This is a genomic window from Eremococcus coleocola ACS-139-V-Col8, assembly GCF_000183205.1.
In the GTDB taxonomy this organism is placed as follows: Bacteria; Bacillota; Bacilli; order Lactobacillales; family Aerococcaceae; genus Eremococcus; species Eremococcus coleocola.
Map to the genome: position 1 here is coordinate 55,727 of NZ_AENN01000001.1, position 13,145 is coordinate 68,871.

The window sequence follows — 13,145 nt, forward strand, 5'->3', positions numbered from 1 at the left end:
GAATCATTCATAATTTAATAATTTAACAAAGGCTGGGGCGAATTTGCCTCAGCCTAATTTCAGATTATTCTAAGAAATCTTTTAATTGTTTAGAACGACTTGGATGGCGAAGTTTCCGTAAAGCTTTGGCTTCAATTTGACGAATCCGTTCACGTGTTACCCCAAAGACTTTGCCTACTTGTTCAAGGGTTCGAATATTACCATCATCTAATCCAAACCGTAAGCGAAGAACATTTTCTTCTCGGTCAGTTAAGGTATCTAAGACATCTTCTAATTGCTCTCTTAAAAGCGAAGATGAAGTAAAGGATTCAGGACTCATGGCGCCTTCATCTTCAATAAAATCACCTAGATGAGAATCATCCTCTTCACCAATTGGGGTTTCTAAGGATACAGGTTCTTGGGAAATTTTAAGGATTTCACGAACTTTTTCAGTTGGTAAATCCATTTCCGCCCCAATTTCTTCTGGTGTCGGTTCCCGGCCTAAATCTTGTAATAGATTCCGTTGGACCCGGACTAATTTATTAATAGTTTCAACCATATGGACAGGGATCCGAATCGTCCGTGCTTGGTCAGCAATGGCCCGGGTAATGGCTTGACGAATCCACCAAGTAGCATAGGTAGAAAACTTAAATCCTTTAGTGTAGTCAAATTTTTCAACAGCTTTCATCAAGCCCATGTTACCTTCTTGAATTAAATCAAGGAATGACATACCCCGACCGACATAACGCTTGGCAATCGATACCACCAAACGTAAGTTAGCCTCAGCTAATTCTTGTTTGGCTAGTTCGTCCCCGTCTTCAATTCGTTTAGCTAAAGATATTTCTGCATCAGCTGATAGTAGATCAACCCGACCGATTTCTTTAAGATACATCCGCACGGGATCAGACACTTTTATTTTAGAAGCAGTCGCAGAATTACCTGTGGTTGAAGTATCAACTTTAACTTCTTGAGCTCGCACCATTTGTTGCTTGGTTGGCCCACCGTCATCGCCAACGACTGCGATACCAGCATCTTCGACTTTTTGAATTAACTTATCCATGGCTTCAGCATCTAATTTATAAGGACCAGCAATCTTGTCAGTTAGTTCATCATAATGAATTTGACCAATAAGCTTCTTCTCAGCAATCAATTGTTGGCGGGCTTGATCATAAGACAATGTTAATTCATTTTTTGTATTTTTATTTTCTTCAGCCATCTGGGTCCTCCTAATTTTTAAGTTGGCGCAGCAAATGATTCATCTGAATCATTAACTGATTGGCTTTATTTTTATCCATCTTTTTTTGTGCATCTAATAATTTTTCTTGTAATTCTTTTACTTCCAAGTATTTAAATTCTCGGTCAATCACTTTCAAGCAATCATCCATCAAGGCCAGCGAGAAGGGAATTATTTCACGGTCCCACAAAACTTGAGTGAAGAAGTGATTTAAATCACGGTCCTCAATTTGATCTATAATCCCAGTTAAAGGAAAAGATTGACCACCTTCATAATAATACGCTTCTAAGGCCATTAAAGCTCTTCTAGCAAAGTCATGAAAAAGCATCGGTGGACTAGCTAAGCGTTCAATATAGGGCCAAGCTTCTTCATAGTAAATCAATAGCATGCATAAAATTTTTTCACTTTCAAAAGCTGCCTGTGACCGAATTTTTAATGGCGAAGCATCAAAGATAAGTTCTTGTGTTAAAGATCCTGTATTACCAGCATCCGCTTGTTCTATCTGCTTCAAGTCTTGCTTAGTAGTTTCTTTTTTTCTTTGATAATCTAAGCGTTCAAATTGTTCTTTTAAAAGATTTTCCGATAAATCAAATTCCTGAGCTAACTCACGAAGTCGAAGTTCTTGTTCAATCTTCATGGGGATTTTTTGAATTTCTTTTAATAAAGCTTGAATATAAAGGGAAAGGTCGCCTTGCTGACTCAGGTCAAAACTTTTGGCTAAATACCTTTTTACAAAGTCATAAGCAGTTTGTGCCTGGTTTAATAAGTCTTGGAAAGCACCTTGACCCCGAGCTTGAATGAATTCATCTGGGTCTTGGCCACCTGGTAAAATAAGTGCTTTGACTTGAATCTCTGATAAATTCTGACTTAAATCGAAGGCGCGTTGGGTAGCTTTTTGCCCGGCTTCATCCCCATCAAAGATAAAGTAAATATGATTGGTCATTTTACCTAATTGAGTCAAATGGTCCTGGGTTAAGGATGTCCCCATGGATGCAACCACTTCATGAAAGCCAGCTTGATGAAGGGCAATGACATCCATATAACCTTCACACACTAAGACTTGGTTTTTTTGCCGAATCGAAGCCCTCGCCCCATCATGGTTAAAGAGTAATTTTGATTTGTTAAAAATAGCCGTCTCGGGTGAATTTAAATATTTTGCATTGGAATGATCGCCACTTTGATAAACTCGCCCAGAAAAGGCTACGACTTGTCCCCGCATATCTTTTAGGGGAATAATTAACCGACCGCGAAACCGGTCTAAAATCTGGCCAGAATCAGTCTGGTAAAAGATACCTGAAGCTAATAAGTCTTGTTCACTAAAGCCTTCTTTTTCTAGGTAGGCCCATAACAATTCTGATTTATCTGGCGCGGCACCTAATTGAAAGTAATCAATGGTCTCTTGTTTTACTTTCCGCTCCGTTAGGTAGTTAAATGCATCCTGACCTTTTTGACTTTGGGTTAAATAATAATGATAAAAACTAGCCGTTTTTTCATGAATTTGATATAAGCTTTGATACTTTGATTGTTTACTTTGATGGTGAGTAAAAAGGCTTTGATCTAATATGACCCCACCCATGTCCGCTACTTTTTGAACAGCTGCAACAAAATCTAAGCCTTCAATTTCTTGGATAAAACCAAAGACATTGCCCCCCCTACCACAGGAAAAGCATTTATAAATCTGCTTGCTTTCTGACACCGAAAAAGACGGATTTCGATCCTCATGAAAGGGACAAGAAGCCGTGTAATTCGACCCTTGTTTCTTTAGTTGGACATATTGATTTACTACATCAACAATATTAACTTCTTGTCGGACCCTAGTTATCAGCTCTTCTGGTAAATAAGCCAAGCAATCATCCCTATTCTTTACTCATTTTTTAACTGTAAGACGGATGAAATGACATCCCAAATTTCTTCCTTACCATAGCCTTTAGTCGCTGAATATGGAAATAAAGCATCAACTGAAGGTAGTTCTAAGGCTTTTTTATACATTGACAAATGTTTATTCCAGGAAGCAGGTTTAATTTTATCTGCCTTGGTTAAGACAATCGCATAGGGTAAGTCTAAGTTTTCTGCAAAGTCCTTCATTTCTCGATCTAAGCGAGTGGGTTCGTGACGCATATCCATTAATAAAAATAATAATTCCATATTTTCACGTTGACTTAGATATTTCTCAATCATTTTTGACCAAGCTAACCTGAAATCTTTTGAAACACGCGCATAACCATAACCCGGCACATCGACAAAACGAAAGGCTTGATTAATCGCATAAAAATTTAAAGTCTGGGTTTTCCCCGGTTGACTCGAAGTACGGGCTAAATTTTTTCGAGCAATTAAACTATTAATAAAAGAAGATTTGCCTACATTTGACCGACCTGCAAGGGCTACCTCAGGCAGCTGATCTTGAGGATATTGACTAGGATTGACTGCTGAAATGACTAATTCAGCATCATGTACATGCATAAGCCTATCTCCTTTTCAACTATGATATCTTTTTGTTTTCTTGATTATAATATGCTGGCTGGCTATTGGAAACCACATTATCTTTAGTAATGACAATTTTAGCAACATCATCGCGACTTGGGACATCAAACATGACATCAAGCATTACTGATTCAATAATTGACCTTAACCCACGGGCTCCTGTTCCTCGTTCAATAGCCAAGTGTGCAATGGCACGAAGGGCATCTTCTTTAAATTCCAATTTAACATGGTCAATATCGAAAAGTTTTTGGTATTGCTTAACCAAGGCATTTTTGGGCTTAGTTAAGATTTCTACCAAGTCATCTTCGGTCAACTTATCTAGGACTGCCATAATTGGAATCCGACCAATAAACTCTGGAATTAAACCAAATTTTAATAAGTCTTCTGGTGTTGCATGTTGAATTAAGGATTTTGACTCATCGAATTTGCCATTTGAAACGCCAAATCCAATGACTTTAGAACCAAGACGTTCTTTAATGATGGTTTCAATCCCATCAAAAGCTCCCCCAACAATAAACAAAATCTGAGAGGTATCCATTTGAATAAAGTCTTGGTTAGGGTGCTTGCGCCCACCTTTTGGCGGAATATTAGCTGTAGTTCCTTCTAAGATTTTTAGCAGGGCCTGTTGCACACCTTCACCTGACACGTCCCGGGTAATCGATACATTTTCACTTTTACGTGAAATTTTGTCAATCTCATCAATGTAAATAATTCCTTTTTCTGCTTTAGCCACATCATAATCCGCTGCTTGAACTAGTTTTAAAAGGACATTCTCTACATCCTCCCCAACGTAACCCGCTTCAGTTAGTGTGGTAGCATCAGCAATAGCAAACGGTACATTCAGAATACGGGCCAAGGTTTGCGCCAAATATGTTTTTCCTGAACCGGTTGGACCAATTAGAGCGATATTTGATTTTTGTAAATCAACCTCATCCTCTTCTTGTTTATCTTGGTTATGCATAATTCGTTTGTAATGATTATAAACTGCAACTGATAAATTTTTCTTAGCTTGTTTTTGTCCCACAACATATTGGTCTAAAATAGTCATAATTTCATTAGGCTTCAAAACTTGAATGTCACCTAAATCTAATTCCATGGCCATTTCTTCGTCAATAATTGATTGACATAGGGCCACACACTCATCACAGATATAAACATCTGGCCCAGCAATGATCTTATTGACCTCATCTTGAGACTTACCACAAAAAGAACAGTGGTAGGACTCCATATTATTAAATTGAACCATAGTAACTCCTTCTTTATTCTATATGCAAAAAAGGGAGCAAGGTCACCTACTGTTCATAGTTGTCCATGCTATCCCTCATTTAATATTGTTTACTATTCTAGTATCTTATTTTTCTTCTAAGGAGTCAACAATTAAGCTCATAGCTTTCTTCATTGTGATATCTGAAGCGAGCATTTGATCATTAACTAATGAGCGAACTTGATCAATTTCCATATTATATGAAGCAGCCAAATTCTTAACTTCTTCTTCTAATTCTTCTGGACTTGCTTCTAAACCTTCAGCTTTAACAATTGCTTCTAAAACTAAATTAGTTTTGGTTCTTAATTCAGCTTCTTCTTCAAATTGTTCATGTAGGTCATGTTCAGTCGTACCAGTAATATTGAAGTACATTTCAGGTGAAATACCCTGACGACTCAAATTGTTTAGGTAGAAGTCCATTTGACGGTGCACTTCTTCATGTACCATTTCCTGTGGAATACCATCAACAATTTCTGCATTTTCAACGGCTTGACGTAAAGCTAAATCTTCTACGACTTCCTTAGCATGAGCTTCTTTTTCTTCAGTCATTTGCACACGGACTTTGTTCTTGTATTCTTCGAACGTTTCAACTTCTTCATCCGCATCTTTAGCAAATTCATCATCTAATTCTGGAAGTTCTTTAGTTTTTACTTCGTGAACTTTCACTTTAAAGATAGCATCTTTACCTGCTAATTCTTCAGCGTGGTATTCTTCTGGGAAGGTTACTTTAACTTCAACATCGTCACCAGGTTTAGCACCAATTAGTTGATCTTCAAAGCCTGGAATGAATTGGTTAGAGCCTAATTCTAGTGAATGATTAGAAGCCGTTCCGCCTTCAAAAACTTCACCATCAACAGAGCCTTCATAATCGATTACGACAGTATCGCCGTTTTCAGCAGCTGATTCTTTAAGAACTAATTCAGCTAGGGATTGACGCGTTTCTTCAATCCGTTGATCAACATCTTCATCGGATACTTCACGGTCTTGTTTTTCAACCGTTAAATTCTTGTAATCACCTAACTTAACTTCTGGTTTTAAAGTAACATTTGCTTTCATCACCCATGGTTGACCTTTTTCAATTGACTCAATATCAAATTTAGGTTGTCCCACGATATCTAAACCAGATTCTTCAACGGCTTTACCATAAGCTTCTGGTAAAACTGCATTCAAAGCTTCATCGTATAAGGCGGTTTCACCATATACATTATTAAAGATTTTACGAGGTACTTTTCCTTTACGGAAACCAGGAACTGTTACGGTTTTTTTAACTTTGTTAAAGGCAAGATCTAAACCTTTTTTTACTTCTTCAGCTGGAATTTCAAATGTTAAAACACCTTCATTTGAATTCGTTTTTTCAAAATTTACTGTCATCTATTCATAACCTCCAAAAACAACTTTTATATCATACCCAATCATTTTATCGGATATCTAAGCATTTGTAAATATAATATACTTAACTTTCAAAGAATAATCAATTGAAACCCGTCAATTTAACGCTTATAATGGATAATGCTAAATAATTTCTAATTTATTCATAAATTCTTCGTAGAGATAGATTATGATTAAGGATGGAAATACTTAAAGGAGGTTAAGCATGATTCAATATCCTGCTGGTCAAGGCCCCCAATCTCATCAAAAACATGTAAAAACCAAAGCAAGCGCTATGAAACAATCAAAAACTATTTATGGTAGTCGCGGCATGACCTTAGAAGAGCGTCTAAATCAGAGCAATGAGTATTATTTAAGTCGAAATATAGCAGTTATCCATAAAAAGCCTACCCCAATTCAAGTTGTAAAAGTTGATTATCCTAAACGAGCAGCAGCTAGGATTACTGAGGCTTATTATCGTCATGCCTCAACCACTGATTATAATGGTATTTATCAAGGATATTACGTTGACTTTGAAGCAAAAGAAACCAAAAATAAGTCAGGGTTCCCCCTTTCCAACTTGCCCCAACATCAACAAGAGCATATGGCTGCATGTCTGGAAGCTGGCGGCTTAGTTTTTGTGATTATTTCTTTTACTGCTTATAATGAAATTTATTTGCTCCCCTATCAAATGATTAAAGCTTTCCAAGAAGATTCAAACAAACAGAGTGTTCCCTATAAATATATCAAAGAGCATGGTTATGTTTGTCCTTCCGCTTACCAACCAACTATTAATTATTTAAGTGCCTTGGACGAATTCATCAAGGACAACCATATTGAATTGAAAGGAGTCTGACAATGGCTACTGGTTCAAGAATTGAACGTAAAAAATATCAAAAAAAATCTTCTCGTAAATCTTCTAATAAAGGTAGACATATATTAAGAAACATTCTAATTGGAATTTTCGCCATATTCTTCATAATCTTACTAGGTGGCGGTGCTTTATTTGGTTATTATGTTATGCAAGCGCCTGATATTAACCAAGAGGATCTAGTAGGACAAGTTTCTTCAAAAATATATGACCGCGAAGGAAACCTCATTAAAGAATTAGGCGGCCAAAACCGTGACCTCATGACCGCTGACGATATTCCCGAAAATTTAAAGAATGCTGTTTTAGCTATTGAAGATGCTCGTTTCTATTCCCACAGTGGCGTTGATCCCATTCGGATTGTAGGGGCTGTCTTTGCAAATATCCGTGCTGGCGGAATTGCTCAGGGGGGATCTACCATTACCCAACAATTAGTCAAACTATCTGTCTTCTCAACAGACTTTCATGATCAAACTCTAGAACGGAAGGCACAAGAAGCTTGGCTAGCATTAGATGTTGAACGAAAATACAGTAAGGATGAAATTCTTTCACTTTATTTAAACAAACTTTTCTATTCTAATAATGTTTATGGAGCAAAAACTGCCGCTAAACAATTCTTTGGAAAAGATTTAGACCAGCTAAGCATAGCTGAAGCTGCCCTACTGGCGGGTATCCCCCAAGCGCCTTCTGATTATGATCCCTATAGTCATCCAAAAGAGGCAACTGAAAGACGCGATTTAGTATTAGATGTCATGTTAGACCGCAAGTTAATTAATCAAGCACAACACGATGAAGCAATTAATACGTCAGTTTTTGATTCTCTTGTAGCCTTGGATCATTCCAGCAGTCAGGAAAAAGACCTTATTATTGATGCATACTTGGCTATGGTGGCGGACGAAGTCAAAGAGAAAATGAACTTAGACATTTATACGGATGGTTTACAAGTCTATACCAACATGGATTATGGTGCCCAAGAACACCTTTACCAAACAGTTAATAATAATGAGGAAATCGGTTTTCCAAATGATTCCATGCAAACCGCCGCTTCGATTATTAACACTTCAAACGGAGAACTTGTAGCTGTCATTGGAGGCCGAAAACAAGAAAATACCATGGCCTTAAACCGTGCTACTGACTTAAAACGATCCATTGGTTCAACGATGAAACCTCTCGCTGATTATGGTCCTGCCTTTGAATACTTAAACTTTTCAACTGGAACTCTAGTTGTAGACGAACCTTATAAATACTCTTCTGGTGCAGAAATATACAATTATGACATGGATTATAAAGGTAAACAAACCCTAAGAGAGGCCTTAGCTGGCTCTAGAAATATTCCAGCCCTTAAGACATTACAAGCCGTTGGCTTAGATAACTCCTACGCCTTCTTACAGAAACTCGATATCAATATTGTAAATGATGATAAAAAAGAGCTCGTTGAAGCGAACGCTATTGGAGGCGAAGTGAGCCCGGTTAAATTATCCGCTGCCTATGCTGCTATTTCTAATTATGGTAAATACCATAAACCCATTACAGTAAACCGCGTTGTGACCGCAGCTGGTACAGAAGAGCGCTTTGAATCCAAAGAAATTCAAGCAATGAAAGACACTACAGCTTATATGTTAGTCGATATTCTAAAAGGAGTGCCAGGTAACTTTGCTTCACGCTCTGCAATTGAGGGCCTACATCAGGCAGGTAAAACTGGGACCACTAACTATACTAATGACCAACTAAACCAATTAGGCATTGACAGCTCAACCTATGCTGCACCCGACGGCTGGTATGCAGGCATAACCCCCCAATATGCGTTTGCAGGATGGGTTGGTTATGATAATCCTTTAGAGGCAGGAAATTATTTAAGTCTATCCGACACAAGTATCCCACAAGCTATCTATAAAGAAATGATTACCTACCTTATGAATGATGTTCCTAATACCGATTGGTTAAAACCAGATAATATCGTTGAGACTGAAATTGAAAAATACACAGATCCAATTCTTTTACCAGGGCCATTCACACCTGCCGAAGCTCGTTCAAAGGAACTTTTTATTAAAGGACAAGAACCTAAGAAACAATCACTCGCCTATGGTCGTTATATTGATGCACCAACTAATTTTAATGCACAATATAATCAAGATGATAAGACCATTACAGCAACTTGGGATCCGCTAACCACTTCAAGCGGTCAGTTTGTCTTAAATGTAAATGGGGTTGATGTTTATTCTGGTAGCGATACTAGTGTAACTATTCCGGCAGAAAGCGATGGTGAATATACTCTTCGCTTAACCATTGTCGACGGAAACTCTAGCTCGGACACATTAGTTATTACACTCAATATCTCTGGCAGTGAAGACTCTTCCCAAGAATCTGAATCAATTCCTGATGAGTCTTCAAGCGAGTCAACTAGCATTCCACCATTAGATTCATCTTATCCGCAGGATCCACCAATACCTGATGAGTTTTTTGAAAATGATGAAAATTAATTTTAATGAAGCAAAAAAGACTAAGACCAATAATAAGGTCCTAGTCTTTTTTACATATAATTTTGTTGATTAACTTATTGGTAAATAATCATACTATTCCTTTTACAGTAGAAAAAAATACAAATACCTTAAGCACTTATCTTTTTTTATCTATATCAATCTGACTCATATCCACGAATTGGGTCCAATCTTTTACATTTGCTTTAGCATAATACCGGCCAAATAATAATAATAAATGATGGGCTTCAACCCATTGATTTTCTGGTATTAAAGCCATTAAAGCTTTTTCTACTTGGAGCGGACTGGCTGCTTGATCTACCACACCCATTGCCTTAGCCACACGCTCGACATGGGTATCCACCGCAATCGCTGGTTGGCCAAAAGCCTGACCTAAGACCACATTAGCCGTCTTTCGACCAACACCTGGTAAAGACTCTAGATCTTTTCGATTATCAGGTACCTGACCCCCAAAATCTTCAACTAATCTTTTTCCCGTAGCAACTAAATATTTAGCCTTATTATGAAATAATCCTATGGATTTAATATATGGTTCCACTTGGCTGGGACTAGCTTGAGCTAGACTCTGGGCATCAGGAAAACGTTCAAATAAGGAAGGGGTTAATTTATTCACCTGTTTATCAGTCGTCTGGGCCGACAGTATAACTGCTACTAATAGCTGAAAGGGATTTTCAAAATTTAATTCAGACACCGGATCCTCGATCAATAACCGTAATTGATCTAATATTCTAGCCATCCGTTCTTGGGTCATTGTTCCTGCCACTATTATTCAACCTCTTTTTCGTCTATGAATTTAATTCATCCCAATCGTAGAGTGGAATTTCGTAAACTGATAAGTCCTTTTGATCCTGTTTTCGACTTAGATAATTATTATTAAACACTTGAATTTGAGCTTCTGCTTGGGCAACAGTATGAATATTCTGCTTTTCCCAATTTAGTAAAATTTTATCAATATAGGCAATATTTAAGGCTTGATGAATAGCTGCCTCCCTTAATGCAACTAGCACTAAAGCAGGGGAATACTTATCTTTACTTAGCCAAGCATTAATAGTTTCTAATTCATTTGAATTGACAGGTCGCCCGAATTCTTTTTGAATTTTTTGCACTAGATCCCTACTCTGTTTAACAATAGGCTGAGGCCCCTCATTTTTATTCTTATCATTAAAGTAAGTCTCATCCAAATGTTCAAATAAGGGACGTAAAGTATAATGGTCCGTTTGCTTACCTTGCTTATTCGTTCTTAATTCAATTGATAGGTATTGCTTGGTCAAAAGAGCATCTAATAATTGAAAGACTTTTTGGCTCTCCATACCTAAATGGTTCGAAATGACTTCAATCTCGTCAACTGCCTGGCTTTGAGCAATCTGTGACATTAAATACATAATAAGAATTAATTCATCACCTGATAAATTTAAATCTGCATAAGCTCGGATTAAACGATTCGGCACCAGGGTGAAGCCATCTTTCATCCAATCATAAATTGATGAATTCATTCAAATACTCCTTCATTCGCTTAAAAAAAGGAAATGGTAAAAATCTCATTTTGAGACTTAAAACCATTCCTTTTGAGCATCATTTTCCTATTTTATGGATAAATCCGATTTAAAAGACGTGGGAATGGGGCTGTTTCACGAATATGTTCTATACCAGATAACCATGCCACGGTCCGTTCTAGACCAATACCAAAGCCGGAATGAGGGACAGTACCATATTTACGTAAATCTAGGTACCAAGCATAAGTATCCAAGTCTAACCCAAATTTTTCAATGTTTTCTGCTAATGTCTCATAATCGACTTCCCGTTCAGAACCCCCAATTATTTCACCATACCCTTCTGGTGCGATTAAATCAGCACAGAGGACAGTTCTAGGGTCTTCTGGATTAATTTTCATATAGAATGGCTTGATACCTTTTGGATAGTTCAAAATAAAAACAGGCTTTTCATATTGGTTGGCAATAAAGGTTTCATGTGGTGAACCAAAATCATCGCCCCACTCAATATCTTCGAAACCATTCTTTTTCAAAAGACTAATCGCATCCGTGTAAGAAATTCGTGGATATGGTAATTGGGTGTATTTTTCTAATTGTTCAATATCACGTTCTAATGTCTTTAAGGCTAACTGACAATGTTCAATCACATTTCTCACTAAATAAGCCACATATTTTTCTTGTACTTGTAAACTTTCTTCATGTTCAACAAAAGCCATTTCGGGTTCCATCATCCAAAATTCAATCAAATGACGACGAGTTTTAGATTTTTCTGCACGGAAAGTTGGACCAAAGGAGAAAACTTTACCAAAGGCCATAGCTGCTGCTTCCATATATAACTGGCCACTCTGTGACAGGTAAGCATCTTCTTCAAAATATTTGGTGTGGAATAATTCTGTAGTGCCTTCAGGAGCTGAACCCGTTAAAATGGGTGGATCTACTTTAATAAACTCATTCTCCGCCATAAATTGATATGTTGCTCGAATAATTTCATTCCGGATTTGCATAATCGCATGTTGTCTTGAAGACCGTAACCATAAGTGACGATGGTCCATCAAGAAATCCGTTCCATGTTCTTTGGGCGTAATTGGATAATCTTCAGAATGACCAATAATTTCAAAATCAGAAACCAGTAACTCATACCCTAAAGCTGACCGATCTGAAGCTTGTACGGTTCCACGAAGTTTAAGTGAACTTTCTTGTCCAATATGTTTGACTTGTTCAAATAATTCAGGCGCGACTTGGTTTTTTAAAATAACTGCTTGAAAATAAGCAGAGCCATCACGTAATTGTAGAAAGGCTATTTTACCTGAGCTCCGTTTATTAGTTACCCAAGCATTTACTACCACTTCTTGGTCTAAAAATCTTGCCGCATGAATCATTGTAATTGTTTCCATTAATAACTTCCTTTCTTTGATAAAGTCCCTGCAAGGAACTAAAGATTTGAAATAACTTGAATGTTTTGACCATTCTTGGCATTTATATAGTAATAGGTCATCGTTGCTTCTTTAGTTTTAAAGGTGATTTCCCATACAGGTTGACCATCCAATAAACCTAAACGTGCAGCTACGATATCTTTTAAATTGTCTTCATTATTGGCCACTGTAATTGCCTTAGCATCTGCTTCAGAAATAATATCTTGTGGACTAAAATAATGAACATCGCCCCCATCCCGAGCGACGATGGCATAACTTTGCTTATTCTCTTCATTTTGATAGTCTAATGAAAAGTAAGTAGCTTCTGTTGTCGTTAACCAGTAAAATTTATTTACTTTTTTAACATCATGATCTACCTCAACCAACCGAACGGTTTCTTGTTTAGCTTGATTGATTGAGCGTTCACTTGCCATAAATATTCCTATAAAGGCTAGTAAAATCAAAACAATTATTAAGGTTAAGACATTAACGGTCCGACGACTCAAAGGCACTGCCTCCTCTATTTTTCAATGGTCTAATCATACCATACT

Annotated in this window: 11 protein-coding genes; 2 read left to right on the top strand and 9 right to left on the bottom strand. The window is 37.3% G+C overall.

All coding sequences use genetic code 11. The annotated features are described in order from the left end of the window. Positions 1 to 64 precede the first annotated feature (64 nt). From rpoD to tig, 5 genes are all read right to left on the bottom strand, one after another. The gene (gene rpoD / locus HMPREF9257_RS00260; RefSeq protein WP_006417608.1) at positions 65 to 1,195 is read right to left on the bottom strand and encodes an RNA polymerase sigma factor RpoD; all 1,131 of its coding nucleotides are present in this window, start codon (positions 1,193 to 1,195) and stop codon (positions 65 to 67) included. 10 nt (positions 1,196 to 1,205) lie between these two features. Next, positions 1,206 to 3,059: a DNA primase gene (gene dnaG / locus HMPREF9257_RS00265; RefSeq protein ID WP_006417545.1), complete on the bottom strand. Its 1,854-nt coding sequence runs from the start codon at positions 3,057 to 3,059 to the stop codon at positions 1,206 to 1,208. Between the two features lie 17 nt (positions 3,060 to 3,076). After that, a complete protein-coding gene (yihA, locus tag HMPREF9257_RS00270; protein WP_006417499.1) occupies positions 3,077 to 3,673 on the bottom strand; it encodes a ribosome biogenesis GTP-binding protein YihA/YsxC in 597 nt (198 codons plus the stop codon). A gap of 19 nt (positions 3,674 to 3,692) precedes the next feature. After that, positions 3,693 to 4,940 carry an ATP-dependent Clp protease ATP-binding subunit ClpX gene (clpX, locus tag HMPREF9257_RS00275; RefSeq protein WP_006417597.1) on the bottom strand — a complete coding sequence of 416 codons (1,248 nt, stop codon included), beginning with the start codon at positions 4,938 to 4,940 and terminating at the stop codon, positions 3,693 to 3,695. Between the two features lie 105 nt (positions 4,941 to 5,045). Further along, positions 5,046 to 6,329: a trigger factor gene (gene tig, locus HMPREF9257_RS00280; RefSeq protein WP_006417439.1), complete on the bottom strand. Its 1,284-nt coding sequence runs from the start codon at positions 6,327 to 6,329 to the stop codon at positions 5,046 to 5,048. Between the two features lie 223 nt (positions 6,330 to 6,552). On the opposite strand from tig, the gene recU reads away from it, so the two are divergent. Both recU and HMPREF9257_RS00290 read left to right on the top strand, forming a co-directional pair. Beyond that, positions 6,553 to 7,182 carry a Holliday junction resolvase RecU gene (gene recU, locus HMPREF9257_RS00285; protein ID WP_006417603.1) on the top strand — a complete coding sequence of 210 codons (630 nt, stop codon included), beginning with the start codon at positions 6,553 to 6,555 and terminating at the stop codon, positions 7,180 to 7,182. Positions 7,183 to 7,184: 2 nt separating this feature from the next. Beyond that, positions 7,185 to 9,674 carry a transglycosylase domain-containing protein gene (locus HMPREF9257_RS00290; RefSeq protein WP_006417465.1) on the top strand — a complete coding sequence of 830 codons (2,490 nt, stop codon included), beginning with the start codon at positions 7,185 to 7,187 and terminating at the stop codon, positions 9,672 to 9,674. Between the two features lie 136 nt (positions 9,675 to 9,810). On the opposite strand, the gene nth is transcribed toward HMPREF9257_RS00290, so the two are convergent. From nth to HMPREF9257_RS00310, 4 genes are all read right to left on the bottom strand, one after another. Beyond that, positions 9,811 to 10,455, bottom strand: a complete 645-nt coding sequence (nth, locus tag HMPREF9257_RS00295; protein WP_006417605.1) for an endonuclease III — start codon at positions 10,453 to 10,455, stop codon at positions 9,811 to 9,813. A gap of 22 nt (positions 10,456 to 10,477) precedes the next feature. Further along, positions 10,478 to 11,185 carry a DnaD domain-containing protein gene (locus tag HMPREF9257_RS00300; protein WP_006417567.1) on the bottom strand — a complete coding sequence of 236 codons (708 nt, stop codon included), beginning with the start codon at positions 11,183 to 11,185 and terminating at the stop codon, positions 10,478 to 10,480. A gap of 92 nt (positions 11,186 to 11,277) precedes the next feature. Continuing rightward, positions 11,278 to 12,576, bottom strand: a complete 1,299-nt coding sequence (gene asnS / locus HMPREF9257_RS00305) for an asparagine--tRNA ligase (protein ID WP_006417493.1) — start codon at positions 12,574 to 12,576, stop codon at positions 11,278 to 11,280. A gap of 38 nt (positions 12,577 to 12,614) precedes the next feature. Continuing rightward, complete coding sequence (locus HMPREF9257_RS00310; protein WP_006417419.1) at positions 12,615 to 13,100, bottom strand: PepSY domain-containing protein; 486 nt, start codon at positions 13,098 to 13,100, stop codon at positions 12,615 to 12,617. Positions 13,101 to 13,145: the final 45 nt, after the last annotated feature.

Coding starts and splice junctions, on each gene's coding strand:
- tig (WP_006417439.1), bottom strand. CDS start 6,329: ATGACAGTAAATTTTGAAAAAACGAATTCAAATGAAGGTGTTTTAACA.
- HMPREF9257_RS00300 (WP_006417567.1), bottom strand. CDS start 11,185: ATGAATTCATCAATTTATGATTGGATGAAAGATGGCTTCACCCTGGTG.
- yihA (WP_006417499.1), bottom strand. CDS start 3,673: ATGCATGTACATGATGCTGAATTAGTCATTTCAGCAGTCAATCCTAGT.
- recU (WP_006417603.1), top strand. CDS start 6,553: ATGATTCAATATCCTGCTGGTCAAGGCCCCCAATCTCATCAAAAACAT.
- rpoD (WP_006417608.1), bottom strand. CDS start 1,195: ATGGCTGAAGAAAATAAAAATACAAAAAATGAATTAACATTGTCTTAT.
- asnS (WP_006417493.1), bottom strand. CDS start 12,576: ATGGAAACAATTACAATGATTCATGCGGCAAGATTTTTAGACCAAGAA.
- HMPREF9257_RS00290 (WP_006417465.1), top strand. CDS start 7,185: ATGGCTACTGGTTCAAGAATTGAACGTAAAAAATATCAAAAAAAATCT.
- clpX (WP_006417597.1), bottom strand. CDS start 4,940: ATGGTTCAATTTAATAATATGGAGTCCTACCACTGTTCTTTTTGTGGT.